Origin of the sequence: Actinomadura meridiana, assembly GCF_039537545.1 — a bacterium.
Classification (GTDB): Bacteria; Actinomycetota; Actinomycetes; order Streptosporangiales; family Streptosporangiaceae; genus Spirillospora; species Spirillospora meridiana.
Genome location: NZ_BAABAS010000028.1, coordinates 114,808 through 139,230, shown reverse-complemented (window position 1 = coordinate 139,230; position 24,423 = coordinate 114,808). Strand labels below are relative to the sequence as shown.

The 24,423-nt window shown below is 72.9% G+C and carries 22 protein-coding genes; 10 read left to right on the top strand and 12 right to left on the bottom strand.

Features of this window, described 5'->3' with window-relative positions:
* Positions 1-99: 99 nt before the first annotated feature.
* A complete protein-coding gene (locus ABD808_RS35190) occupies positions 100-543 on the bottom strand; it encodes a hypothetical protein (RefSeq protein ID WP_344906698.1) in 444 nt (147 codons plus the stop codon).
* A 74-nt stretch (positions 544-617) separates the two neighbouring features.
* Here ABD808_RS35190 and ABD808_RS35185 point away from each other — a divergent pair, with 74 nt between their 5' ends.
* Entirely contained in the window at positions 618-1,169 is a 552-nt protein-coding gene (locus ABD808_RS35185; RefSeq protein ID WP_344906695.1) for a TetR/AcrR family transcriptional regulator, read from the top strand.
* Here the strand turns inward: ABD808_RS35185 and ABD808_RS35180 are convergent.
* From ABD808_RS35180 to ABD808_RS35165, 4 genes are all read right to left on the bottom strand, one after another.
* Entirely contained in the window at positions 1,166-2,818 is a 1,653-nt protein-coding gene (locus ABD808_RS35180; protein WP_344906692.1) for a DNA repair helicase XPB, read from the bottom strand. The two genes, ABD808_RS35185 and ABD808_RS35180, sit on opposite strands and share 4 nt — an antisense overlap.
* 33 nt (positions 2,819-2,851) lie before the next feature.
* Complete coding sequence (locus ABD808_RS35175; RefSeq protein WP_344906689.1) at positions 2,852-3,268, bottom strand: hypothetical protein; 417 nt, start codon at positions 3,266-3,268, stop codon at positions 2,852-2,854.
* A gap of 116 nt (positions 3,269-3,384) precedes the next feature.
* On the bottom strand, positions 3,385-5,763 hold the full coding sequence (locus tag ABD808_RS35170) for a helicase-associated domain-containing protein (RefSeq protein ID WP_344906686.1): 2,379 nt from the start codon (positions 5,761-5,763) through the stop codon (positions 3,385-3,387).
* Positions 5,764-5,802: 39 nt separating this feature from the next.
* Positions 5,803-6,450, bottom strand: coding sequence for a TetR/AcrR family transcriptional regulator (locus ABD808_RS35165; RefSeq protein WP_344906683.1), 648 nt, complete (start codon positions 6,448-6,450; stop codon positions 5,803-5,805).
* 303 nt (positions 6,451-6,753) lie between these two features.
* Between ABD808_RS35165 and ABD808_RS35160 the strand changes: the two genes are divergently transcribed.
* From ABD808_RS35160 to ABD808_RS35150, 3 genes are all read left to right on the top strand, one after another.
* Entirely contained in the window at positions 6,754-7,236 is a 483-nt protein-coding gene (locus tag ABD808_RS35160; RefSeq protein WP_344906680.1) for a GNAT family N-acetyltransferase, read from the top strand.
* 252 nt (positions 7,237-7,488) lie between these two features.
* Positions 7,489-8,112, top strand: a complete 624-nt coding sequence (locus tag ABD808_RS35155; protein WP_344906677.1) for an HAD family hydrolase — start codon at positions 7,489-7,491, stop codon at positions 8,110-8,112.
* A 166-nt stretch (positions 8,113-8,278) separates the two neighbouring features.
* Positions 8,279-8,677, top strand: a complete 399-nt coding sequence (locus ABD808_RS35150; protein WP_344906674.1) for a cold-shock protein — start codon at positions 8,279-8,281, stop codon at positions 8,675-8,677.
* Positions 8,678-8,705: 28 nt separating this feature from the next.
* Here ABD808_RS35150 and ABD808_RS35145 read toward each other — a convergent pair whose 3' ends face one another.
* Entirely contained in the window at positions 8,706-10,142 is a 1,437-nt protein-coding gene (locus ABD808_RS35145) for an MFS transporter (RefSeq protein ID WP_344906671.1), read from the bottom strand.
* Between the two features lie 175 nt (positions 10,143-10,317).
* Between ABD808_RS35145 and ABD808_RS35140 the strand changes: the two genes are divergently transcribed.
* Together ABD808_RS35140 and ABD808_RS35135 are read left to right on the top strand one after the other, a co-directional pair.
* Entirely contained in the window at positions 10,318-11,229 is a 912-nt protein-coding gene (locus ABD808_RS35140; RefSeq protein WP_425549015.1) for a DUF3027 domain-containing protein, read from the top strand.
* A 2-nt stretch (positions 11,230-11,231) separates the two neighbouring features.
* Positions 11,232-14,222 (top strand): sacsin N-terminal ATP-binding-like domain-containing protein, encoded by a 2,991-nt coding sequence (locus tag ABD808_RS35135; RefSeq protein ID WP_344906668.1) that lies wholly within the window; start codon positions 11,232-11,234, stop codon positions 14,220-14,222.
* Here ABD808_RS35135 and ABD808_RS35130 read toward each other — a convergent pair.
* A complete protein-coding gene (locus ABD808_RS35130; RefSeq protein ID WP_344906665.1) occupies positions 14,219-14,479 on the bottom strand; it encodes a DUF2530 domain-containing protein in 261 nt (86 codons plus the stop codon). The two genes, ABD808_RS35135 and ABD808_RS35130, sit on opposite strands and share 4 nt — an antisense overlap.
* Before the next feature lie 137 nt (positions 14,480-14,616).
* Here ABD808_RS35130 and ABD808_RS35125 point away from each other — a divergent pair, with 137 nt between their 5' ends.
* From ABD808_RS35125 to thpR, 3 genes are all read left to right on the top strand, one after another.
* Entirely contained in the window at positions 14,617-15,096 is a 480-nt protein-coding gene (locus ABD808_RS35125; RefSeq protein WP_344906662.1) for a MarR family winged helix-turn-helix transcriptional regulator, read from the top strand.
* A 450-nt stretch (positions 15,097-15,546) separates the two neighbouring features.
* Positions 15,547-16,794, top strand: a complete 1,248-nt coding sequence (locus ABD808_RS35120) for an MFS transporter (RefSeq protein ID WP_344906713.1) — start codon at positions 15,547-15,549, stop codon at positions 16,792-16,794.
* Positions 16,795-16,860: 66 nt separating this feature from the next.
* The gene (gene thpR, locus ABD808_RS35115; protein WP_344906659.1) at positions 16,861-17,484 is read left to right on the top strand and encodes an RNA 2',3'-cyclic phosphodiesterase; all 624 of its coding nucleotides are present in this window, start codon (positions 16,861-16,863) and stop codon (positions 17,482-17,484) included.
* Here thpR and ABD808_RS35110 read toward each other — a convergent pair.
* Both ABD808_RS35110 and ABD808_RS35105 read right to left on the bottom strand, forming a co-directional pair.
* Positions 17,421-19,592 (bottom strand): hypothetical protein, encoded by a 2,172-nt coding sequence (locus tag ABD808_RS35110; protein ID WP_344906656.1) that lies wholly within the window; start codon positions 19,590-19,592, stop codon positions 17,421-17,423. The two genes, thpR and ABD808_RS35110, sit on opposite strands and share 64 nt — an antisense overlap.
* 138 nt (positions 19,593-19,730) lie before the next feature.
* Positions 19,731-20,780 carry a hypothetical protein gene (locus ABD808_RS35105; RefSeq protein ID WP_344906653.1) on the bottom strand — a complete coding sequence of 350 codons (1,050 nt, stop codon included), beginning with the start codon at positions 20,778-20,780 and terminating at the stop codon, positions 19,731-19,733.
* A 147-nt stretch (positions 20,781-20,927) separates the two neighbouring features.
* On the opposite strand from ABD808_RS35105, the gene ABD808_RS35100 reads away from it, so the two are divergent.
* Entirely contained in the window at positions 20,928-21,707 is a 780-nt protein-coding gene (locus tag ABD808_RS35100) for a class II glutamine amidotransferase domain-containing protein (RefSeq protein ID WP_344906650.1), read from the top strand.
* A 4-nt stretch (positions 21,708-21,711) separates the two neighbouring features.
* Here ABD808_RS35100 and serC read toward each other — a convergent pair whose 3' ends face one another.
* The 3 genes from serC to ABD808_RS35085 form a co-directional block, all read right to left on the bottom strand.
* Positions 21,712-22,848, bottom strand: coding sequence for a phosphoserine transaminase (serC, locus tag ABD808_RS35095; protein ID WP_344906648.1), 1,137 nt, complete (start codon positions 22,846-22,848; stop codon positions 21,712-21,714).
* A 10-nt stretch (positions 22,849-22,858) separates the two neighbouring features.
* On the bottom strand, positions 22,859-23,131 hold the full coding sequence (locus ABD808_RS35090; protein ID WP_344906646.1) for a hypothetical protein: 273 nt from the start codon (positions 23,129-23,131) through the stop codon (positions 22,859-22,861).
* 152 nt (positions 23,132-23,283) lie between these two features.
* Positions 23,284-24,396 carry a citrate synthase 2 gene (locus tag ABD808_RS35085; RefSeq protein WP_344906643.1) on the bottom strand — a complete coding sequence of 371 codons (1,113 nt, stop codon included), beginning with the start codon at positions 24,394-24,396 and terminating at the stop codon, positions 23,284-23,286.
* Between the last annotated feature and the right edge of the window lie 27 nt (positions 24,397-24,423).

The following is a 24,423-nucleotide window of genomic DNA, read 5'->3' as shown; positions in this document are numbered from 1 at the left end:
GCATGGGAGACTGTGTGGGAGAGTAGGACACCGCCGGACATTTTTGTTGAGGGGAGGGCCCCGCCGTTTACGGCGGGGCCTTTCTCATTTTGTGGGTTCTCAGCGGGGCTGGGTTGGTTCGGCTGGAGCGGGCGGGTTCGGGGTGTGGGCTTTAAGAGGTTGTTTGGTCGCCCGGGTGTATTGAGCGGTGGCTAGTGCTCCGAGTAGGACGGCGGTTGCCGCCAGGAGGACGCGCAGCTGGAGACCGGTGCCGAGGCCGCTGATGGCCCAGGCGAGGAAGGTCAGGGTCGTGACGCCGTTGGCGATGGCGACCGCGCGGACGGCGGCGGGAGCGGGGTGGTCGCTCAGCCACCACAACAGCGCGGCCGCCAGGAGCAGGACGAGTACGACGGCCAGCCAGATCGGCGTGGACAGCCAGGATGGCGTCCGCCATTCGCCGGTGCCCAACAGGTCGTACGCCAGCACCACGCTCATAGCCGCGAGGACCGTCTCCAGCCCGGCATCCAGGCGGAGCAGCCAACGCACATCAGAAGACGTCTTCATTGTGATTCCCCCCTTTCCAACCGGAGTGTAGCGACTGCTACAGGTGATGTGAAGCGGTCGCTACACTGGGGCGCGTGGACCGTCGCACCGAACTCACCGAGAAGGCGCTCGACCATGTGCTCAGCAATGGGCTGATCGGTCTGTCGCTGCGTCCTCTCGCTGCCGCGCTGGGCACCAGCGACCGCATGCTGATCTACCATTTCGGCAGCAAGGACGAGCTGATCGCGGACGTTGTCGCGCTGGTGAATCAGCGGTTTGCCGCGTCGTTCGCGTCCATGGCCGAGGCTGCGGCGCCCGCCAGAAGCGTTGGGGAGTTCGTCCGCCATGCTTGGCGGGCTCTGACCGGGGCTGACGCCACCGGGCCCATCCGGCTCTATCTGGAGATGTGCGTCCTGGCGCTGAATGAGCCAGACCGTTGGAGTGCCGCCCTGCGGCAGATACGCGATCCGTGGCTGGGCATGCTGCGGGACACGGTCAGCGGGTTCGGGACGCCGGAGGCGCAGGTTCCCGTCCTCGCCGACCTCATCCTGGATACCCTGGACGGGCTCCTGCTCAGTCGGCTCGTCGGTACCGATCCCGCTCGGACCGACGCCGCCGTCGACGCCTTCGCCGACCTTCTGGGCTAGATGTCGTCGCCCGCCAGGACGGTGTCGGCGTCCACGATGCGGTAGGCGTAGCCCTGTTCGGCGAGGAAGCGTTGGCGGTGGGCGGCGTAGTCCTGGTCGAGGGTGTCGCGGGCCACGACGGCGTAGAAGCGGGCGCCCTGGCCGGACGCCTTCGGCCGCAGCAGGCGGCCCAGACGTTGAGCCTCCTCCTGGCGGGAGCCGTACGCGCCCGACACCTGGACGGCCACCGACGCCTCCGGCAGGTCGATGGAGAAGTTCGCGACCTTCGAGACCACAAGCACGTTCAGCTCGCCCGAGCGGAAGGCGTCGAAGAGCCGTTCACGTTCCCGGACGCGCGTCTCGCCCTTGATGACGGGCGCGTCCAGCAGGGCGCTCAGTTCGTCAAGCTGGTCGATGTACTGGCCGATGACCAGGGTCGGTTCGCCCCGGTGCCGGTCGACCAGCGCCTGGATGAGTCTGGTCTTGGTCGCGGTGGTGGCGCAGAAGCGGTAGCGCTCCTCGGGTTCCGCGGTCGCGTAGGCGAGGCGTTCGGAGTCGGTGAGGGTGACGCGGACCTCGACGCAGTCGGCGGGCGCGATCCAGCCCTGGGACTCCATGTCCTTCCACGGCGCGTCGTAGCGTTTCGGGCCGATGAGGGAGAACACGTCGCCTTCGCGGCCGTCCTCGCGGACGAGGGTGGCGGTGAGGCCGAGGCGGCGGCGGGCCTGGAGGTCGGCGGTCATGCGGAAGATCGGCGCGGGCAGCAGGTGCACCTCGTCGTAGACGATGAGGCCCCAGTCGCGGGCGTCGAAGAGTTCGAGGTGGGCGTAGGCGCCCTTCCGGCGGGTCGTCATGATCTGGTAGGTGGCGATCGTGACGGGGCGGACCTCCTTCTTCGCGCCCGTGTACTCGCCGATCTCGTCCTCGGTGAGGGAGGTGCGCCGCAGCAGTTCCTGTTTCCACTGGTGCGCCGACACGGTGTTGGTGACGAGGATCAGGGTGGTCGCCCCGGCGCGGGCCATGGCGGCGGCGCCGACGATGGTCTTGCCCGCGCCGCACGGCAGGACGACGACGCCGGAGCCGCCGTGCCAGAACGTCTCGGCGGCCTCCCGCTGGTAGGAGCGCAGTTCCCAGCCGTCCTCGACGAGGGAGATCGCGTGCGCCTCGCCGTCGACGTAGCCGGCGAGGTCCTCGGCGGGCCAGCCGAGTTTCAGCAGGGTTTGCTTGAGGGCGCCGCGCTCGCTCGGGTGGACGGCGACGGCGTCCGCGCCGATCCGGGTGCCGAGCATTCCCTTGATCTTCTTGGCCCGCAGGACCTCCTCCAGGACGGACCGGTCGGACGAGGAGAGCACGAGCCCGTGCGCCGGGTCCTTCTCCAGCCGCAGCCGCCCGTACCTGGCCATGGTGTCGGCGACGTCCACCAGCAGCGCGTGCGGGACGGGATACCGGGAGAACTTGATCAGGGTGTCGACGACCTGCTCGGCGTCGTGGCCCGCGGCGCGGGCGTTCCACAGCGCGAGCGGCGTCACCCGGTAGGTGTGGATGTGCTCGGGCGCCCGTTCGAGTTCGGCGAACGGCGCGATCTCCTTGCGGCAGGCGTCGGCCAGTTCGTGGTCGACTTCCAGCAGCAGCGTCTTGTCGGACTGGACGATGAGTGGACCGTCGGTCAACGCGAAAGCCCCCGTGGTGTGTCGGTGCGGGTCCTAGACTCCGCCGGTCGAATCATAGTCGGGCTCCGACGTGGCCCCGATGATCATGAGAACCACGACCGCGATGACCGCGATCACGATGGACGCGGCGAACAGGGACCAGCTCCAGATCATCAGTTTGCGGGCCGACCTCGGGTCGGTGTTGGTGCGGCCGAGGGCGATCGAGGCGGTGATGACGCCGGGGATCGCGATGATGTTGCAGCACAGCACGACGAGGACGGCGTTGCAGACCAGGGCGGCGATGGCGCCGCCGTTGCTCGCCGTCCCGTACGGCACGCCGGGAGGGCCGTAGCCGTAGCCGGGCGGGGGGTAGTAGCCCGGGCCCTGCTGCTGACCGTACGCATCCCAGCCCTGCGATCCGCCGTAGGGATCCTGCCAGCCCGACGGCGGACTCCCTCCGTACCCGCTCATCGGGGGGCCTCCTCATCTCGTTCGCCGACACGCTATCGGTCGGAAGGGTCACTTGTTCGACCGTATGTGAGGTTCTCCGGTTCCCCTCCCGCGTTCGGCTCCCGCGCGCGGAGGGCCTACGCGGTCGGGTCGTCGGTGAGTTCGGAGACGCCGGTGATGCGGTGCAGCGCGAAGCGGTGCACGGCGGCGCGGGTGGCGTCGTAGCCGGTGAGGAAGCCGCCCTCGACGCGGACGGGTTCGACGATCCGGCTGGACGCCTGTCCCTGCTGGTCGAGGTAGCCGATCCAGACGCGGCGGCCCCGGTCGGCGGCGCGGCGGAGGCGGTCGATCGTGGCGAGCGCGGGGGAGCGGGGCGGTTCCCCGGCCGGGGCGTCGGCCCGCAGCCGGGCCTGTTCGGCGCCGAGCGCGGCCGCCTCGTCGCCCGCGCGCAGTGCCCGGACGGCGGCGGAGACCATCGAGTCGTCGGCACGTTCCTCCGGCCGGAACCGGACGATCTCGGCGGTCGGCGGCGGGTCGGCGCGGTGCGCGTCCGGCCGGGTCACGATCACCCCGCCGCCGGGGGACTCGGCGACCGGGGCGAGGCCCATGGCGCGCAGGCCGTCGAGGAGCTGGGCGCTTTGCAGCGCGGACGCGAGGACGGTCGGCGCGAGCCGGTACAGCCGCAGCGGGTCGGAGCGGCGGTCGGCGAGGATCTCGTCCAGGGTGGCGGACGAGTCGGTCCGCACGTAGGACGCGAGCGCCCCGACCCGCAGATGCCCGTGCCGGCGGGCCACGTCGTCGATCAGGTAGGTGAGGGGCTGCGGCAGCGGCGTCGCCGAGTGCCGGGCCAGGAGGCCGGTGACGTCGGCGGCGGTGCGTCCGGCGTCCAGGGCGCGGCGGACCGACTCGGGGGTGAAGCGGTAGACGGTGGCGCCGCCGGTGGACTCGACGTCGGCGGCGAGCGCGAGCTCCCGGGCGAGGTCGGTGACGAGCGGGCCCGGCGCGACGGCGGTGAGGTCGGCCTGGATGAGGATCTGGTCGACGGGGGCGGGCAGGTACTTCTCCAGGCCGGGTTCGGGGTCGCGGCCGATGAGCAGGTCGCGGGCGAAGGGGGCCAGCTCGCCGAAGCCGGTGAGGCCGAGGGTGGCGGACTCGCGCAGCGTCCAGCCGATGAGCCGGTCGCGGTCGCGGCCGCCCCGGCGGGGCCGCAGCCAGGCGAGGCGTTCGCGGAGGGCGTCCTCGGCGACGGCGCCACGGCCCGCGTCGCCCAGGGTGTCCAGGGTCGCCCGCCGGGTGGACGGCGCGCCGCCGCGCACCATCGCCTCGCTGAGCGCGTTGATGAGCCGGTCGCGGTCGTCGCGTTCCCCGGCGAGTCCGGCGGCGCGGTCGGACTTCAGCCAGCCGTGGGCGAGTTCCGTCCAGCGGCCGGCGGTGTCGCGCATGAGCCACAGGTCGTAGGCGGGCGTCGGGAGCCATTCGCCGTCGAGGTCGCCGCTGCGGGTCAGCAGCCCGGCCGCGTACGCGACCTCGACGAGCAGCGCCGCCTTCCATTCGGGGACGTCCAGCAGCCCGGCCACGGCGCGCAGGTCGCGGACGGCGAGGCCGCCGCTGCGCAGCACGGGCGGCGGGTCGAGCCCCCAGCGTTCCAGCAGTTCCTCGACGAGCCGGACGGCGCCCGCCGCCTCGCCCGCCGCCGCCCGGACCACGACGTCCTCGCGACGGGGTTCGCCCGGGACGGGGGTGAGCGGCGGCGGCTCGGCCGGAACGTCCCGGAACAGCCGCCCGTCGCGCAGGAACAGCGCGACCTCGCGGGGGAGGGTGACGGTGCGGTCGTCCTCGGCGGCGAGCAGGCCGCGGGCGAGGAGCCGTTCGATGGGGGTGGCGGCGGTGTCGACCCGGACGGGACGGCGCGCGTCGGACACCCGTCCGACCGGCGGGCCCCAGACGAGCTGGTCGAGGGCTGGCCGGGCCTCGGGGCCCGCGCCGTCGACCAGCGCGGCCGGGTCGCCGAGCAGTTCGGCGAGCCTGCCCAGCAGCCGGGCCGAGTCGGCGAACCCGCGCGGCGCCTCGCCGTCGAGGTCGGTGACGAGGTCGGTGAGCCGTTCGGTGGAGTATCCGGTGAAGACCTCCTGGACGGGCGGGCCGAGCCCGGCGGGGTGCGGCAGGGCCGTCCGGACGCCGGGTGCCGTGACGCCGGGCGTCCCGTCGCCCCAGACCAGCCCGTACCGGCGGAGCGTCGCGAGCGCGCCGTCGACCTGCGCCGGGGTCGCGCCCATCAAGTCGACCAGCGTCGACGGCCCGGCGGGGTCGGGGAGGACGAGCAGGGCCTCCAGGACGGCGAGGGTGAAGCGGTCGAGCCGGTCGAGGGCGCGGGACACGGCGCCGGGCGTCGCGGCGCGGGCGGCCAGCGCGGTCAGGTCGGCGGGGACGGGCGCGAGCAGTTCGGGACGCGCGGACAGCAGCGCGCGGAGCTCGTCGTCGCTCCGCGCGCGCAACCAGTCCGCGTACGTTTCCATGCCGTTCCCCAACTGTAGGCGGCGTACAAGGGTCGCCGGTCAGGGGGCGGGTGCGCGTTCCATCCGCACCAGCCCGAGACCGAGCCGCGCCCAGCTCTCCACGAACCGGTCCTCGTCGACGCTGGTCGGCGGTTCGTACATGGATTCGCTGGCCAGCCAGTAGTTGACGACCGCGCCGCCGAGCACTGTCGCGATGGCGGGCCAGTCCTCGTCGGCGTCCTCGAACTCGGGCTGCGCGGCCAGCCAGGTCGCGATGGCGGCGTAGAGCGGGTTGACGATGCCCTCGCGCATCTCCGCGACGAGGTGCGGGAACTGGTCGAGGTCGCGAAACAGTACCCGGATGAGGTCCTGCTCCTCGCGGACCTTCGTGAGCCCGGACCGGCACGTCATCCGCAGCCGCGCCTCCAGCGGACGGTCCGCGCCGTCGATCGGCTGGTCGAGGACGTCGCTGATCTGCCGTCTGGTCCGTTCGATGTGTTCGCGGACGGCGGAGGCGAGGACCTCCTCCTTCGACCGGAAGTGCCGGTACAGGCCGCCCGCGCCCGGGGAGAGCCCGGCGGCCGCCTCGATCTCCGCCACCGAGGTCGCCGCGTAGCCGCGGTCGGCGAACAGCCGGAGCGACTCGGCCACGATCCGTTCGCGCCGTTGACGGTGGCTGGACGACTGACGGTGGCTGGACGACGGCATCTGCTCACACCTCCATGGACCGGCCACACGGTTCGGGCGTCCGTGCCGGAGCCGCGGGCGCCCGCCCGGCGGGAACCGCGCTGATCGAGCGTACCGCCGGGCCGGTCCCCGGCACCGTCTTCGGCGGGGCCGCCGGACAAGGTTCGTGGGGCCGTTCGTGGGGTGGGGTGGGACGGTCGTGCCGGGAGGGGTAAAGCCTGACCGCATTCACCGAGTGTTACGCCTCGACGTGGTCCCGGGTGCCGCTAGAGTTTCGATGCCCGCGCCCCGTCGCCGGAAGGGGCGTCGTCGGAAAGGTCGGCGATGTTCGAGTCTCCGCGGAAGGCGGCCGACGGGGCCTTCCTGCCCGAGGACTTCGTGGTGCCCACGCTGGTGGCGGGTCCCCGGTTCCAGATCCGTCCGATCACCGTGCACGACGTGGTCAAGGACTACGGCGCCGTCCTCGGCAGCCTGGACCGCCTCGCCGGTCGGTTCGGCCCCGAGTGGGGCTGGCCTGACCACGAGTTCACGTTCGAGCAGGCCCTGATCGACGTCGCCTGGCTCCAGAAGGAGGGCCAGCTGCGGCGCTCGTTCAGCTACGTGGTGATCACGCCGGACGGGGAACGCCAGATCGGCCGCATCCACGTCGCCCCGTCCGAGGATCCCGGGGTGGACGCCGTCGTGGTGTTCTGGGTCCGCGCCGACGAGGAGAACTCCGCTCTGGAGAAGGAGCTGGAGGAGTTCGTCCGCGCGTGGGTCACGCGGGAGTGGCCGTTCGAGGAGGTCCGCTTCCCCGGCCGCGACTAGCCCCGGGAGTACGGCACCCTGGGGCGGCGGGGCGTCCTTTTGCCGGGGGTGGGGTGTTCCAGCCCCTTGTTTTCCCTGGTCAGGCGGTTTGTGCCCGGGGGCGCGGGTATATCGACGAACAGGCAGTCCGGTCACAGTGGAGCGGGTTGCCGCGCGAGAACTCCCGCGCTCTCCGACTCGGATCCCGTCGCATCGCCACTACCAGGGGAGCGCGGGTACTCGCGTGCGTCCGGCCCCTCATACCCTGGGGACGTGCCTGATCTCGATCTTCTGACGTCCGTCGGCTTCGACCTGGACCTGACGCTGGCCGACACCCGGGCCGGGATCGGCGCCGTCTACGCCGCGCTCGCCTCGGAGAGCGGCGTCCCCATCGACACCGACTTGGTGGTGCGCCGCATCGGGCCTCCGCTGGAGGTGGAGCTGGCGTACTGGTTCCCGCCGGACGAGGTTCCGGTGATGGCGGCGCGCTACCGGGCGATCTACGCCGACATCGCGGTCCCGGCGACGGTCCTGATGCCGGGCGCGGCGGCGTCGGTGGACGCGGTCCGGGCCAGGGGCGGGCGCGTGATCGTCGTGTCCGGCAAGAACCAGGCCGACACCGAGCGGACCGTCCGGTACCTGGGCCTGGAGGTGGACGCCGTGGTCGGCGGCCTGTTCGGCGCCGACAAGGGCGCCGCGCTGCGCGAGCACTCCGCCCGCGCCTACATCGGCGACCACACCGGTGACGTCGACGCGGCCCGCGCGGCGTCTGCGGTGGCGGTGGCGGTCGCGACCGGCGCCTACGATTCGGCGGCTTTGAGCGAGTACGGCGCGGACGTCGTCCTGCCCGATCTGCTGGCATTCCCGGAATGGCTCGGCGGGTTCCGGACGTCCTGAGCCGCGGCGGGTGGCGATGCGATATTCGGATGCCGTTGTCGGACGTCCGGGATAGCTTCTGAACGTCGGCCCCGCAGGCTTCGCGGGGGTTTCGGTGTGTACACCGGCCCTTGGCGAGGCACTAATCTTGGGGTCGATTCAGGACGATTACCGAACGAGGTTCCCGGTGCCGACTGGCAAGGTCAAGTGGTACGACTCCGACAAGGGGTTCGGCTTCCTCACGCGCGACGACGGCGGTGAGGTCTTCGTGCACTCATCGGCGTTGCCGGGCGACGTCACGACTCTCCGGCCGGGCCAGCGCATCGAGTTCGGCGTGGTCGAGGGTCGCCGTGGCCAGCAGGCGCTCCAGGTGCGGGTGCTGGAGACGCTGCCGTCGGTCGAGAAGACCATCGCCAAGCAGCGGCGCAAGAAGCCCGACGAGATGGTCGTCATCACCGAGGACCTCATCAAGCTGCTGGACGACATCTCCAACACCTACCGGCGCGGCAAGCACCCGGCCCCGGCGGAGGCCAAGAAGATCGCCACCGTGCTGCGGGCCGTGGCCGACGACCTCGCCGCGCCCTAGGCGTTCCGGCGGCGTTCGGGGCCCGGGGTCAGGTGTGCATCTCGGGGTGCGCGTCCTTGATCGTGGGCGGGGGCCGCGGGTGGTCTGATCGGCGGCGGGTCACGGCCTGCCGCCGCAGCAGCAGCGCCAGCGCCACGGCGAGCGCGGCGGACACGATCGCGAGCGCGACCCGGCCGTCCGCGACGATCGACATGCCGAGGCCGAGTAGTCCGCCGATGACCCAGACGAGCTGGTGCAGCGTCTCCGACACCGCGAACGTCGACGAGCGCATCTCCTCGCCGATCTCGCGTTGCACGACGGCGTCCATGGACAGTTTCCCGAGCACCTGCCCGAGGCCCGCCGCGGCCGCCACCGCCAGCGCCGCCCACAGGCCGAAGAACGCGGCGCTGACGGCGGCGACGGCGGTCACCGACGCCAGCGTCGCCGACACGATCAGCCGGGGCGCCCGCGCCTTCATCCACGCGCCGAGCGCCGTGCCGATCAGCCCGCCCGCGCCCGCGGCCGCGGCGAGCAGGCCGAGCGCGACATGGTGCGACACCGGGTCGAACCGCTCCTGCCGCAGCAAGAACGCGAGATAGATGATCAGGAAGCCGGACAGGGCGCGGAGCACGGCGTTCGCCTGCATCGCCTCCGCCACGACGGGGCCGACGCGCGGCAGCGTCCGCCAGCGCCGCGCCGGGCGCTCGGGCCCCTCGTCGCCCTCCGCCGCCTGATCGTCCGTGCGTGCGGGTTCGGCGGCGAGTTCGGCCTCCGGGACGTCGATGTGCCGCGGCAACCGCATCGTGAACACGACGCCCGCCAGGAACACGAGCGTGCCGATGCGCAGCACCCAGTCGGCGCCGATGAGCAGCGCGAGGCCCGCGCCCGCCGGGGCGACGATCGACGCCGCGATCAGCCCCGCGAACGCCGACCGCGCGTTCGCCGTGACCAGCGTGATCTCGTCCGGCAGGACGCGCGGAGTCACCGCGGCGCGCAAAACCCCGAACGCCTTCGACAAGACCAGCACGCCGAACGCCGCAGGGAGGAACGTGACCTGGTCGCCGTGCGGCAGCGCGCTCGCCATCGTCCAGCACAGCAGCGCGCGGAGCACGAACGTGCTGGCGATCGCGTACCGGCGGACGTGCCGCGCCCGGTCGAGCGCCGGGCCGATCAGCGGCGCGACCAGCGCGAACGGCGCCATCGTGACGACGAGGTAGAGGGCGACCTGGCCGCGCGCCTGGTCGACGTCCAGGCCGAAGAACAGCGTCCCGGCGAGGGCGACGGTCACCAGCGCGTCCCCGGCGGAGTTGAACGCGGACGCCTCGATCAGGCTGCCGAGGCCGCTGCGGCCCGCGCCATGGGCGTGCGTGACGCGCCGGGTCAGCCGACCCGTCCGCGCCATCGCGGAACCGGCGCCGCGCGCCGTGCGTGCCGCGCCCCCCGCTCCGGCGCGTACGGACCGCCCGAACCGCGTCCGGTCACCCATGCGCCCTGATCTCTCCCCTGTGTCTCCAGGCTCTTTGCCGAGGCACGGCCCCTCTCGTTCGAGGGTACGTTCCCCGCTGGGAGACGTGCTCACCAACGAGACCCCGGTGGTTGTTTTCCATACCGCGGCATGGTGAAGTGCGCGGCCACGTCGTTTCATGGGTGAGAATTGACACGTGAGCCCACTGCCTCAGTCCAGCCCCGGGCGTTCCGCGTCCGCCAGCACCACCACCGGGCCCGGCACCCCCCGGACCGCACGCCGGACGCGCCCGCCCGTCGTCGACACGGCCTGCGCCGAAGCCGTCGACGTCGCCCGCGCGGCCGTGGAGGGCACCGCCCATCCCGACCAGGTCGGCGATCACCTCGGCCTGCGCGCCGAGGGCGACCGTGTGGTCACCCACTATTTCGAGTCGCTCGACCCGGCCTACGCGGGCTGGCGGTGGGCGGCGACCGTGACGCGGGCGAGCCGCGCCAAGCTCGTCACCGTCAGCGAATGCGTGCTACTGCCCGGCGACGACGCGCTGCTGGCGCCGCCGTGGGTGCCGTGGCTGGAGCGGCTGCGTCCGGGCGACCTCGGCCCCGGCGACCTGCTGCCGACCGCGCCCGATGACATCCGGCTCGCGCCCGGCTTCACGCAGGTCGACGACTCCGCCGACCGGCAGGCGCAGTGGGAGCCGGGCCTCGGCCGCGTCCGGGTGCTGTCCCGGGAGGGCCGGGACGAGACCGCCATGCGCTGGTACGACGGCGTCGGGGGCCCCCGCGCGCCGATCGCCGCGTCCGCCCCCGCGCAGTGCTCCACCTGCGGGTTCTTCGTGACGCTGGCGGGTGAGCTGCGGCAGGTCTTCGGGGTCTGCGCGAACGAGTACGCCCCCGACGACGGGCGGGTCGTGTCCGCCGACCACGGTTGCGGCGCGCATTCCGAGGCGGTCTCCATTCCGGCGGTGTCCGAGCACAACCCGCCGGTCATCGACGAGCTGGGCTACGAGGTGGTGCTGTCGCCCGGGCCGGAGGACGCTCCGGCGGAGGAGGTCGTCGTGCCGGACGAGGACGTCGTGTCCCTCGACGACGAGGCCCTCGGCCACAGCTGACCATGTCCGACCTCGGAGTGCCCGATCTCGGCACGCGGGCACTGCGCGAGCGGGTGCTGCGCGCCTGGAGCGAGTCGCCGGCCCGGTTCCGCGAGGACGCCAACACCGAGGAGGACTTCGCCCTCGGCGGCTACCGCGACCGCGTGGTGATCGAGCTGGCGCAGAACGCCGCCGACGCCGCGCTGCGCGCCGCCGTCCCCGGGCGGCTGCGTCTGACGCTGGACGGGTCGGCGTCGCGGCCGGTTCTGGCCGCGGCCAATGTCGGCGCGCCGTTGGACGCGGCGGGCGTGGAGGCGCTGTCCACCCTGCGGGCGTCGTCCAAGCGCGACGACGCGGGCACCGCCGGACGGTTCGGTGTCGGGTTCGCGGCGGTCGTGGCCGTCAGCGACCGGCCCGCCATCGCGTCCGGCGGCGGTGCGGTGATGTGGTCGCGCGATCGGGCCCGGGAACTGGTGGACGGCGTTCCGGCGCTCGCCGAGGAGCTGGATCGGCGGGGCGGGCACGTCCCGCTGCTGAGGCTGCCGTTCGAGCAGGACGACCCGCCCGCGATCCCGGCGGGGTTCGACACGGTCGTGCGGCTGCCGTTGCGGGAGGACGCGGTCGCGTCCGTCCGGCGGCAGCTTGAGGGCGCCGGGGCCGCGCTGATGCTGGCCCTGCCCACGCTGGAGCGCGTCGAGATCGACATCGACGGCGACGTCCGCGAACTGGTCGCCGAGCATCGTCCGTCGGGTGAGTCGGTCATCGACGGGGCGGTGTGGCGGACGGCGGAGGCGCACGGAGAGATCCCCGCCGCCCTCCTCGAAGACCGTCCCGTGGAGGAACGGGCACGGCCGTTCTGGCAACTGCGGTGGGCGCTGCCAGAGGACGGCCTACCCGAGGGCACGCCCAGCGTGCTGCACGCGCCCACGCCCAGCGACGAACGGCTTGATCTGCCCGCGCTGCTCATCGCGTCGTTCCCGCTAGCACCAGACCGGCGGCACGTCGCGCCCGGCCCGCTCACCGACTTCCTCGTCGACCGTGCCGCCGAGACGTACGTGCGGCTCTTGGGCGAGCTTCCTGTCTCGCCGCAGGTGCTCGCGCTCGTGCCAGGCCCGATCGGCGCGGGTGAACTGGACGCCCGGGTAAGGCGCGGTGTTCGCGAACGCCTTCCCGAGGCGCCGCTGCTGCCCCACCGGACGCGCGGCCGCGACGCGGTCGCCGTCGACGCGCCCGCCCCGTTCATCGACCTGTTGGGCGACGTCGTGACCGGCCTGCTGCCGCCGGAGTGGCCCGCGCGGAGCCCGGCGCTCGCCGCGCTCGGGGTCCGGCGGGTCGAGCTGGCCGACGTCGTCGACGAGCTGGCCGCTGTGGACCGCGAACCGGTGTGGTGGCATCGGGTGTATGAAGCGCTCGCCGGGGCCGCCACAGACGCTCTGGGCGCCCTCCCGGTGCCGTTGGCGGGCGACGCCGGTCGGGTCGTGCGCGGTCCGCGCGGCCTGCTGATCGCGGACGGCGTCGACCCCGGCGGCCTGGACGCGCTCGGCCCGCGGTTCGTCCACCCGGACGCGGTGCACCCGCTGCTGGCGCGGCTCGGCGCCGTGGAGGCCGGTCCCCGGGCCGTCCTCGCCGACGCCGGCGTCCGCGCGGCCGTCGCGGAGTCGTTCGAGTCCGATGATCCGGGCGCGGTCGCCGAGGCCGTCCTCGGGCTCGTCGCGGCGGCGCGGATCGACCCGGGGGAGGAGCCCTGGCTCGCCGAGCTGGCCCTGCCCGCCGACGACGGTGAGTTGTACCCGGCGGGCGAGCTGCTCCTGCCCGAGAGCCCGCTGCGCGACCTGATGGCCGACGACGCGCCGTTCGGCATCGTCGACGAGGCACTGCTGGAACGCTGGGGCGCTGACGCGCTCACCGCCGCCGGTGTCCTGGACGGGTTCGCCCTCGCGCGCGCCGAGGACGTGAACCTCACCGGCCTCGCCGACGACGCCGAGACCCTGGATCTCGACGACGAAGACCTCTGGGCGGAAGACGTGCTGCGGCGCACCGGCCCGCAGGAGCTTCCGCCGCTCGTCCCGGAGCTGGTGGCCGTCCGCGACCTCGAACTCGTCGACGACTGGTCCGCCGCGCTGCGCGTCCTTGCCGGACCGCCGTGGCGGGCCGCGATCGTCGACCCCGCCCACGTGGCGTTGCACAACGGACGGCGCGTGGCCGTCCCGTCCTACACGGCGTGGTGGCTGAGCCGTAACCCCGTCTTGGACGGACGCAAGCCCGGCCAGTTCAGGCTCCACGGAGACGAATCCCTGGAGGGCCTCTACGACCTCGCCCCAGAGGGCCTGGATGAGCGTCTCCTCCTCGCCTTGGGCGTCCGTACATCGCTGGCCGATCTGCTCGACGAACCCGGCGGCGCCCAAGAACTGCTCGACCGCCTCAGCGACCCGGCACGCACCGTAACCCGCGCCCAACTGGGCAGTCTCTGGACGGCCCTCGCCGACGCCCCTGACGCGAGCATCGAATCCCCCGAACACGTCCGCGCGGTCGTCGACGGCGAAGTGGAGGTCGTGGACGCGGCCGACGCCCTCGTCCTGGACACCCCGGACCTCCTCCCGCTCCTCCAAGGTCAGCCGCTCGTCATCGCGGCCCAGGGCCGCGACGTCCACCTGGCCGAACTCCTGGACCTGCCCCTCGCCGGGGACGAGGTTCCAGGCGTCGTCCAGTCGGAGGGCGAGAAACGGCCCATCCCCGAAGTGGTCGGCGCCGTCCTACCGGATGCGCCCGCCGACTACCTCGCGCACGATCGGCTCGTCGTCGACGGCCAGGAAGTACCCTGGTGGACACGGGACGGCGAAGTACACGCGAGCGGCCCGGCAGGGCTCGCCAGGGCGCTGGCATGGTCCACCGGCGACTGGACCGCCCGGCTGATGGTCGAAGCCGTCCTGCGCGCCCCGGAGACGCTGCCCGTCCTCCTCGCCGAAGCCGACCTGCAATCCCCGGTCGATGAACCCCCGGCCGACGACCGCTAGTCGGCGTGCTGGCGACGCGCGGCCCGCGCGGCCGACTGGCTGGCACGGCGGGCCTGAAGCCTCGGGACGTACCAGACGCCGAACATGCCGCTCGCGAAACCCGTCACGCACACCCACAGCCACCAGCGGTCGTCGGAGGGCAACCCGACGATGAGCAGGACGACGAACGCCACCGCCCACGCGGCGGCGCCCGCGGCGGCGATACGCACGTCGTTGGTCTGCATTGGCGGTGGGTCCGGGCGGCGCGGTCGCGTCATGAGATCAGATTACGCGCCGTGTGAGCCGAAGAGTTGTCGCAACTTGACCAGGTTACGGACATGCTTGTAGGGGGAGGCAGCATGGCCAGCACGGGAGAACGAGCACAATGACTACGCCGATGACACCACCAACGCCTATGACACCACCAACGAACCGGGGGCGCCCGGAACCCGCGCCGGGCCTGGCCGAGGAACTGCGCATCTCCATCGCCCGGCTGTCGCGCCGTCTACGGACGCTGCGCGCGCATCCCGGCGGCGATCCCGGCGCGGCCGGTCCCGCCCCGCTGTCGCTCACGCAGTTCGCCGCGCTCGCCGCGCTGGAGCGGCATGGGTCGATGACGCCCCGGGAGCTGGCCGACCACGAGAAGGTGCAGCCGCCGTCGATGACCCGCGTGATCGCCTACCTGGAGGATCGCGGGCTCGTCGCGCGCAGGCCCCATCCGACCGACGGCCGCCAGGCCGTGCTGACCGCGACCGACGCGGGCGCCGACCTGCTGGCGAACGAGCGGCGCCGCAAGGAGGCGTGGCTGGCCCGCAGGCTCGGCGAGCTGTCCGAGGACGAGCGGGAGGTCCTGCGCCGGGCCGCGCCGGTCATCGACAAGCTCAGCCGTTCCTGACCGACCCCGATCGTTGACCGACCCTGATCGTTGACCGACTTGGTCGATTTACCCGCGCTTGCCGGAATGCCGGGACTCCAGATACCGTTAGCAGTGTTAATGACTTCTGCTAATGAAAGCCTGGACGAGCCCGAGGGGTCCGCGACGCGCCGACCCCACGGCAGCCGCCCCGCGCGCATCGGCCGCGCCGCCGTCCTTCCCCCCGCTGCCAAGACCTCCCCGTCCCCGTCCGCGCCGCATGGCCGTCGCCGTCCGACCGGCGTCCGCGTCAGCGCGCGTCCCGCGTCCACCCCCAGGGCCATGGACGTGTCGGAAGAACTCGACGTGCCCCAGACCGCTGAAGTCCCCGGAGTCCCCGGAGTCCCCGAAGCATCTGAGCCGCCCGAACCTCCGGAACCCGCCGAGCCTCCAGATGCCGACGGCGAACCGGAGGGGCCGCGTTCCGGCGGCATGTTCCGGTCGCTGCGCGTCCGCAATTACCGGCTGTACGCGGCGGGCCAGGTCGTGTCCAACACCGGGACGTGGATGCAGCGCATCGCGCAGGACTGGCTCGTCCTCGAACTCGCGCACGGCAGCGGTACCGCGCTCGGCATCACCACCGGGCTCCAGTTCCTGCCGATGCTGCTGTTCGGCCTGTGGGGCGGCGTCGTCGCCGACCGCTACTCCAAGCGCCACGTTCTGATGCTCACGCAGACGGCGATGGGCATGCTCGCGCTCGTCCTCGGCATCCTCGCCGTCACGGGTGCGGCGCAGGTCTGGCACGTGTACCTGCTGGCGTTCGGTCTCGGCCTCGCCACCGTCCTGGACAACCCGAGCCGCCAGTCGTTCGTCGTGGAGATGGTCGGCAAGCGCGACCTACCGAACGCGATCGCGTTGAACAGCGCCACCTTCAACGGCGCCCGCCTGCTCGGCCCCGCCGTCGCGGGCGTGCTGATCGCGGTGATCGGCACCGGCCCGGTGTTCCTGGTGAACGCGGCCTCGTTCGGCGCCGTCCTGTTCGGGCTCTACGCCATGCGGACGGACGAGCTGTACCAGTCGGAACCGGTGAAACGCGCCAAGGGGCAACTCCGCGAGGGCCTGCGCTACGTCCGCGGACGCCGCGACCTGATCCTGATCCTCGTTCTGGTCGGGCTCCTCGCGATGTTCGGCATGAACTTCTCCACGACGGTCGCGCTGATCGCCAAGGAGGTCTTCCACTCCGACGCGTCCGCGTTCGGCCTCGCGTCCAGCATGCTCGCGATCGGCGCGCTCAGCGGCGCCCTGATCGCCGCGCGCCGGGTGGCCAGGCCGCGGCTGCGGCTGCTCGTGCTCGTGGGCCTGACGTTCGGCGCGCTGGAGGTCGTCACCGGCCTGATGCCGACGTACTGGTCGTTCCTGGTGCTGCTGATCCCCACCGGCATCGCGATGATGACGATCATGACGGCGGCCAACTCCAGCATCCAGCTCGGCGTCGCGCCGGAGATGCGCGGCCGGGTGATGGGCCTGTACATGTTCGTGTTCCTCGGGACGAACCCGATCGGCGCCCCCACGGTCGGCTGGGTCGCCGAGCACTTCGGCGCCCGGACGAGCCTCGTCGCCGGTGGCATGATCTCCGTCGTCGCAGCGCTCGCCGTCGGCGCCCTGGCCGCCAAGGATCATCCGGCCCTCGCCAGGATCCGGCGGCTACGGCGCTCCACCCGCGTGACCCGATCCGCATGAGCCAGCCCACGTGACACGGGGCACCATCTGCTGAAATGCTGGCCGAGTGGCCCTCCGGACGCTCCTATGAGGCTTTTCGTGGCGCTCGTGCCGCCACCGGACGTCCTGGACGAGCTTGAGGAGGCCGTCCTCACGCACCGCGACGCGATCCCCGAACTGCGCTGGGTGAGACGCGAACTACTGCACGTGACGCTGACGTTCCTCGGCGAGGTCGACGACCGCACCCTCACCCGCCTGCTTCCCAGGCTGGAACGCGCGGTCGGACGGCACGAACGGATGTCGCTGTCACTCGCGGGCGCTGGGGCGTTCCCGGGCAGCGGCACCCACGCCAGGGTCCTGTGGACGGGCCTGTTCGGCGACCGCCGCCGGGTGGCGCGGCTCGCGGCGTCCACCACGGCCGCCGGGCGCCGCGTCGGGACGCTGCCCGACCGGTACCGGGGGTTCCGCCCCCATCTGACGCTCGCGCGGTCCAGGAGCCCGGTGGACGTGCGGCCGCTGCTGGAGTCGCTGTCGGCGTTCGCGGGGTCGCCGTGGACGGCCGGGTCCGTCCAGCTGATGCGCAGCCACCTGCCCGGCAAGGAGTACCGCGAGCTGACCTACGAGCCGCTGAAGTCGTGGTCGCTGCGTCAGAGCTCGGGCGGCGGCGGTGCGGGACGGTCCGCGTCCGGCGGCCCCCAGGGCAGGCCGTAGCGTTCGCAGGCGCGGCGCAACTCCTCCGGGTCGGGTTGGAAGCCGACCTGCCGCAGCACCCGCCCGGACGGGCTCCACACCACCACCGGGCGCGGCAGGTGCTCCGCCGACTCGTCGAGGCCGACGCCGCCGACCCGGCCGCGGCCGAGATCCCATTCGACCTTGCCGCGCCGGGTCACGACCGCGAGCCCGGCGGACGACACGCGAAGCTGCGCGCGGTTGCGGTCGTAGAGCCAGTAGCCGACCAGCCCGACGATCAGCCCGGCGGGCACCGACCAGGACGCCGTGGCGTTGAACCCGCCGAGGTCGGGCCCCAGCCAGACCGCGCCCAGCAGCGCCACGGCCTCGCACAGCAGGACGCTCATGCCGTACGTCCCGGCCCGGGACCGGCGGGTCGCGTCGAGCAGCGCGCCCGGCGCCGAAACGGGGTCGGGCGAGGCGGACACGTCCGGCAGGAGGTCATGGTCGCCCGCCCCGCCGCCGCTCCCTGGCGCCTCGACGTCGGTGCCGCCGTCCTGCGCGGCGCTCTGTGCGGGCAGGGACGCGGGCGCGGGTTCCGGCGCGGTGCCGGTGTCGGCCAGCGTGGAGACGGCGGTGTGGAACGCGGCGCTGAGGTAGGCGTCGTACTCGGCGTCGTTGACGGGCAGCCCGGCACGGCGGGCCGCCTCGCGCAGGTCGGTGCGGGAGATCCGCAGCGCGGACAGGGGAGCGGCGAGGAACTCGTCGCCGTCGGTGTCGTACAGCCGGACCCAGGCGTGCCCGGCGATGGTCAGCAGCTCGATGCCGCCGATGCGGTCCTCGGGCATCTTCATGACGATGTCGCCGCCCGCGTCGGCCCAGCCGAGGCCGCCCTCCGCGACGACCAGCCTGCCGCCCGGCACCCGGGCGAAGATCTCCGGCAGCCACTCAAGGCCGTACGGGGGACGGCGCGGGGGACGGGCGCCCGGCGTGATCACGCGGTAGCCGTGGTCGTCGAGGGCGTGCGCGAGCTGGAAGCCGTCCAGCCCGTCGGCGGGCAGTCGGGCGATCAGCTCAAGCCGGTGCCCGAACGCGAGCGCGGCCAGTTCGGCGCGGCGCGGCTCCCCGCTCACCGGGTCGAGCCGCAGCCCGGGACCGACGACCACCGCGGCGACGTCACCGGCCCGCAGGTCCTGCGCCTCGCGGCGGCGGCCGGGACGGGCCCGCACCAGCAGCCGCTCCGCCGTGATCGTCCAGCGGACCCGCGCGGCGCGCAGCAGGCGGCGGCGCACGGCCAGCACGCCCGCGATGGCGGCGAGCGCCCAGCAGCCCGCGGCGAGCCGGGCGCCGAACTCGCCGGTGCCGTCCATCGCGATCCGAATGATCATGGCGGCGCCGAGCAGGGCGGTCAGCACCCCGAGCAGCACGACCCGGCGGCGGCTCGGCAGCGGCTCGGGCGTGTCCAAGCGCTGCTCGCCGCTGTCGCCAGCGGGCGCATTGGTGTCGTCGTCGGGGTCGTCGTCGCCCGGCTCCGGCGCGGTCGGTTCGTAGGCGGCGGCGAGCAGCGCCGCCTCCTGGTCGAGCAGCCGCTTCTCCGCCATGTGGTCACGTGGCAGCACGCTGCCCCCGGGGACGTCGCCGTCCAGCCCGGGGACGTTCAGGGCGTCGTCCAGCGCCGGGTCGAGCAGGTCGCTCGCCTCGCCGTCCAGGACGTGCATCGGGATCCCGAGCCGCCGCGCCGTGACGAAGACGGCGAGCGGCTCCAACCCCATCGAGGTCATCCCGCCGACGGCGGTACGTCCGAACCGGTGGAACACGGTCAGCACGCCGTCGCCGGTCGTGACGGCCAACCCGTCGATCCGGGACCGCTCGTAGGACACCATGGTCAGCCCGCCCGGCCCGATCCGTTCGAGACCGGCCCCGGACAGCCGCCAGTACGGCCGGGGAAGGCGGCGCCGGGCGTCGGGGGCCGCGCCGAGCAGCCACGGGATCGCGGCGACGACGCCGATCAGCCCGGCCCACAGCCACACCGGGCGGATCGGCAGCAGTGCCAACGCCACCGCGAGCAGGGCGAACGGGCCGACGGCGACGGGGCGCCACCGTCCGCCGGGCCCCGCCAGACCCACCAGCTCATGCTCCACAGTCCGCATCCTCACACGGGCCGCCGCGGGCCCGACGCCCCCTTCCAGGATCCCGTCGCCGTCCGGAACCGACATCCATCGTGTCGGTCAGGTCGGACTTTCCGCGCCGCCCATCCGTACCGGAGTTCGATTTCGGTGTCCGTTACGTCACCCGCCCTTCGACGATCCGCCGCGCCTGCGCAGCAGCCCGTAGCCGACGGCCGCGGCGATCGCGAGGGCGAGGAACAGGCCCATCCTGGTACCGGCGGGGTCGCGGTCGCTCTTCTCGATGTCGGCCGCCGAACCCCCGTGCCCGGTCGCGGCCTTACCGGACGGCGACGGCCGCGCCTCGTCCGGCAACGGCAGCCGGTACACCGGTTGGTTCGTTCCCTCGGACCCGACGAGGAGCGCGTTGCCGTCCGCCGTGTACGTCACCGACTCTCCCTGCGCCTGGAACGGCGTGTTGATCGACTTGAGCGACTTGCCCGGTCTGCCGTCCGGGCCCACCGAATAGAGACGCGCGCCGAAGTACGTTCGGATGACACAGGTGCGCCCATCGGGGGAGAACGCGCCGTCGGTGGCCATGGCCGGGGCGTCGCCGACCTTGCGCATCGTGTTGTAGCCGCTGGTCCGGAGCTTGGCGGGGCCCTCGTACACCTTGCCGCCGAACTGCTTGCTGGCGATGAAGATGCGGTTCGTCCTCGGGTTGATCATGAAGGTCTCGGCGTTGCGCGGGCCGTCTTCGTACTTGATCTTGAACGCGGTGGCGTGCAGCGTCTGGCTCCGCAACCGCGTCGGCTCCGGGATGCGGTAGATGGTCACATACGGCCAGGCGCCGCCGAGGTTGTCGCCGATGTCCGCCACGAAGATCGCGGGACGGCCGCGCCCGTCGCGGCCGAGCGCCATCGCCTCCCAGTCGCGGGCGCCCGCGCCGCCGAGCGTCAGGACGGCCTTGACCCGGCCGCCCCCGTCGAGCGCGTAGATCTTCGGGACGCCGCCCGAGTCGTTGTGCGTGTAGACGATGCCGGGATGCCGCGTGCTGGCCGCGAGCCCGCTGGACTCGTTGATCCGCGGATCCTTGATCGTGAAGGCCACGTCATCGTCGCGCGCCGCCATGCCCGAGGCCGACGCAGCCGACGCGGCCGGGCCGAGTACGAGCATCGGCCCACCGGCGGCGACGAGCGCGAGGACGAGCCGGACGCCCCCTCTGCTGGACATCCCCTGATCATCCCCGTTCCGCACCCCGTCGATCCTCCGCTCTCAGTTCAGCAGCGCACCGAGGACCGCGGCCAGGACGAGCGCGGTCAACACGGTGGGGAGCAGCCAGCGGGGCGCGCGGTTCACCCTCCGAGCTTATTCGGCGCCGTGAGCGACTCGAACCGCCCTCCCCCGACTCGCGTCTCACTCGGCATGTGCGGATTGTTCGGGCTGGTGCGTTCGCCGTTCGCCGACGACCCGGGGCGGGCGTCGGACGTGTTCGTCGCCCTCGGCGCCCTCGCGGACGAGCGCGGTGCCGACACGGCGGGCCTCGCCCTGCTGGGCGCCTGGCCCGGCCGCTGTGAGCCCCGGACGGGCGTCGTGAAGGGGCGCGGCTCCTTCTCCCGGATCTGGCGGCCGGAGTACCTGCCCGACCTCGACCGCGCGCCGGTCGTCCTCGGGCACACCCGCCGGGCCGCGCCGGGATCGCCCGGCCGGTCCGACGACAGCGGACGCATCCTGCGGCGTCTCGCGGGCTGCGGCGGCCCGTCCGAGGTGACCGGCGTCCTGGAGAGCCTGGCCGGACGCGCCGCGCTGGTCTGGGTCGACCGCGACCGTCCGACCGAGGTCCACCTGGCCCGCGCCGCGCTCAGCCCGTTGACCGTGGCGGTGGACACCGACCAGAACATCTACTGGGCGTCCGACCCGCGCTGGTTCGGGGAGGCCCAACGGCACACGCGGGTCGACTTCGTCAGCGTCGTCATGCTTCGCGAGGGCACGTACCTGAAGGTCGGCATGGAGCGCCGCCCCGGCCGCCGGGACGCGCCCGGCGTCCTCGCGACCGCCGCCTTCAAACCGACCACCGCGTTCAAGCCGAACGCCGGGGACGGGGACGACCGCGTCTGGGCGGGCCTCGTCCCCGGCCCCGGCGTCCTCTGCCTCGCCTAACGAATCAGAGACGCTCGACGACGTAGTCGACGCACGCCGTCAGCGCCTCGACGTCGGCCGGGTCGATCGCCGGGAACATGCCGATGCGCAGCTGGTTGCGGCCGAGCTTGCGGTACGGCTCGGTGTCGACGATCCCGTTGGCCCGCAGCACCTTGGCGATCGCCGCCGCGTTCACGTCGTCGTTGAAGTCGATCGTCCCTACGACCTGGGAACGCTGCGCCGGGTCGACGACGAACGGCGTCGTGTACGACGTCTTCTCCGCCCACGTGTACAGCCGCCGCGACGAGTCGGCCGTCCGCGCGGTCGTCCAGTCGAGCCCGCCCTGACCGTTCATCCACTCGATCTGCTCGGCGAGCAGCAGCAGCGTCGCCACGGCGGGCGTGTTGTACGTCTGGTCCTTGGCGGAGTTGTCGGCCGCGGTCTTCAGGTTGAGCGACTCCGGGATGTACCGGTCGGACATGGCGATCTCGTCGATGCGCTCCTGCGCCGCCGGGGACACGAGCGCCAGCCAGAGCCCGCCGTCCGCCGCGAAGCACTTCTGGGGCGCGAAGTAGTAGACGTCCGTCTCGGCCACGTCCACGGGCAGGCCGCCCGCGCCCGAGGTGGCGTCCACGAGCACGAGGCCCTCGCGGCCCGTGGTGCCCGCCGGGCGCCGGATGCCCATCGCGACGCCGGTCGACGTCTCGTTGTGGGTGAGGGCGTAGACGTCGACGTCCTCCTCGGCGGACGCCTCCGGGTGGGTTCCGGGCGGGGCGGCGATGACGGTCGGATCGCCCAGCCAGGGCGCGCTCGTGGTGACCTTGGCGAACTTGCTGGAGAACTCACCGAACGTCAGGTGCTGCGACCGCTGCCGGACGAGCCCGAACGCGGCGGCGTCCCAGAACGCGGTGGTGCCGCCGTTGCCGAGCAGGACCTGGTACCCCTCGGGCAGCGAGAACAGCTGCGCCAGACCCTCGCGGACCCGTCCGACCAGGGACTTCACCGGCTTCTGCCGGTGCGAGGTCCCCATGTAAGTCGAGCCGGACTCGGCGAGCGCCGCGAGCTGCTCGGGCCGGACCTTCGACGGACCGCATCCGAAACGGCCGTCCGCGGGCTTGATATCGGCGGGAATGTCAATGGTTGGATTCGCGCTTTCGGTCACTCACCCGAGGCTACTTCACCCTCCGCACGGCCCAGGTCAGCAGGGTCACCAATGCGACGGCGCAAATCGCGGCGATCACGGCGGGCGGGTACACCCAGTCGTCGCCCCTCGAACGGGCCTGGACGGCGGTGCGCACGGAGTCGTAGGTGAGGAACGCCAGGAACGCGGCGGACGCGACGGTGGCGACCCGTCCCGACACGGCGTTGGCGCGGCGCCGCCGGACCTCGCGCTCGGCCTCGTAGCGGCGCAGCTCCGCCGCCTCGTCCTCCCGCTCGTCGTCCACGACGCCCATGATGGCAAGCCGCGCGAAGACGAGCCAGGCCGCGCGAAGACGAGCCAGGCCGCGCGAAGACAAACCAGGCCGCGCGAAGACGAGCCAGGCCCCCGGCGGCGCCGGGGGCCTCAAGCCGGTTCGGGGGGCGGGGGTTCCGGCGGTCAGCCGGCGTGGCGCTTGAGGACCTCCGCGGCCCCGGTCACATCGTCGATGGAACGGGTTCCCGGGCCGGTGTACTTCGCGCTCGGCCGGACGAGCCGTCCGGTGCGCTTCTGCTCCAGGATGTGCGCGGCCCACCCGGCGGTGCGGCCGCAGGTGAACATGGCGGGCATCATCGCGGTCGGCACCTCGGCGAAGTCGAGGATGACCGCGGCCCAGAACTCGACGTTCGTCTCGATCGGACGGTCCGGGCGGCGCTCGCGCAGCACGGCCAGGGCGGCGTCCTCCAGCGCCTTCGCGGCCTCGAAGCGCGGCGCGTCCAGCTCCCTGGCGGTGCGGCGCAGGACGCGGGCGCGCGGGTCCTCGGCGCGGTACACGCGGTGTCCGAAGCCCATCAGCCGTTCGCCGGAGTCGAGGATGTCGGTGACGACCTTGCGGGCGTCGCCGATCCGCTCCACCTTCTCGATCATCGGCAGCACCCGGGCGGGCGCGCCGCCGTGCAGCGGGCCCGACATGGCGCCGATCGCGCCGGAGATGCTGGCCGCCACGTCCGCGCCGGTGGAGGCGATGACGCGGGCGGTGAAGGTGGAGGCGTTCATGCCGTGCTCGGCGGCGGACACCCAGTAGGCGTCGATGGCCCTGACGTGCTTGGGGTCGGGCTCACCGCGCCAGCGGACCATGAACCGCTGGGTGATCGTCTCGGCCGCGTCGATCTTTTCCTGGGGGACCATCGGGACGCCGATGCCGCGCGCCGACTGGGCGACGAACGACAGGGCGGTCACCGAGACCCGTGCGAGGTCGGCGCGGGCCTCCTCGTCGGTGATGTCGAGCAGGGGCCGCATCCCGTACGCGGGGGCGAGGGTGGGCAGGGCGCTCTGGACGTCCACGCGCACGTCGCCGGAGGTGACCGGCAGGACGTGCGGTTCGGCGGGGGTGAGTCCCGGGTCGAAGCTGTCGTCGACGAGGAGCCCCCAGGCGTCGCCGAAGGAGACGCGGCCGACCAGTTCCTCGATGTCGACGCCCCGGTAGCGGAGGGCGCCGCCCTCCTTGTCCGGTTCGGCGATATCGGTCTCGAAGGCCACGACCCCCTCAAGACCGGGTTTGAAGTCGGACATGTTCGTCCTGCCTTTCGTCTCCGGGAG

What these genes read in the sequence shown, in the direction of transcription:
- ABD808_RS35120 (WP_344906713.1), top strand. Translation starts at nt 15,547, where the DNA reads ATGTTCCGGTCGCTGCGCGTCCGCAATTACCGGCTGTACGCGGCGGGC.
- ABD808_RS35175 (WP_344906689.1), bottom strand. Translation starts at nt 3,268, where the DNA reads ATGAGCGGGTACGGAGGGAGTCCGCCGTCGGGCTGGCAGGATCCCTAC.
- ABD808_RS35110 (WP_344906656.1), bottom strand. Translation starts at nt 19,592, where the DNA reads ATGCGGACTGTGGAGCATGAGCTGGTGGGTCTGGCGGGGCCCGGCGGA.
- thpR (WP_344906659.1), top strand. Translation starts at nt 16,861, where the DNA reads ATGAGGCTTTTCGTGGCGCTCGTGCCGCCACCGGACGTCCTGGACGAG.
- ABD808_RS35145 (WP_344906671.1), bottom strand. Translation starts at nt 10,142, where the DNA reads ATGGGTGACCGGACGCGGTTCGGGCGGTCCGTACGCGCCGGAGCGGGG.
- ABD808_RS35085 (WP_344906643.1), bottom strand. Translation starts at nt 24,396, where the DNA reads ATGTCCGACTTCAAACCCGGTCTTGAGGGGGTCGTGGCCTTCGAGACC.
- ABD808_RS35190 (WP_344906698.1), bottom strand. Translation starts at nt 543, where the DNA reads ATGAAGACGTCTTCTGATGTGCGTTGGCTGCTCCGCCTGGATGCCGGG.
- ABD808_RS35165 (WP_344906683.1), bottom strand. Translation starts at nt 6,450, where the DNA reads ATGCCGTCGTCCAGCCACCGTCAGTCGTCCAGCCACCGTCAACGGCGC.
- ABD808_RS35105 (WP_344906653.1), bottom strand. Translation starts at nt 20,780, where the DNA reads ATGTCCAGCAGAGGGGGCGTCCGGCTCGTCCTCGCGCTCGTCGCCGCC.
- ABD808_RS35135 (WP_344906668.1), top strand. Translation starts at nt 11,232, where the DNA reads ATGTCCGACCTCGGAGTGCCCGATCTCGGCACGCGGGCACTGCGCGAG.
- ABD808_RS35160 (WP_344906680.1), top strand. Translation starts at nt 6,754, where the DNA reads ATGTTCGAGTCTCCGCGGAAGGCGGCCGACGGGGCCTTCCTGCCCGAG.
- ABD808_RS35130 (WP_344906665.1), bottom strand. Translation starts at nt 14,479, where the DNA reads ATGACGCGACCGCGCCGCCCGGACCCACCGCCAATGCAGACCAACGAC.
- ABD808_RS35170 (WP_344906686.1), bottom strand. Translation starts at nt 5,763, where the DNA reads ATGGAAACGTACGCGGACTGGTTGCGCGCGCGGAGCGACGACGAGCTC.
- ABD808_RS35125 (WP_344906662.1), top strand. Translation starts at nt 14,617, where the DNA reads ATGACACCACCAACGAACCGGGGGCGCCCGGAACCCGCGCCGGGCCTG.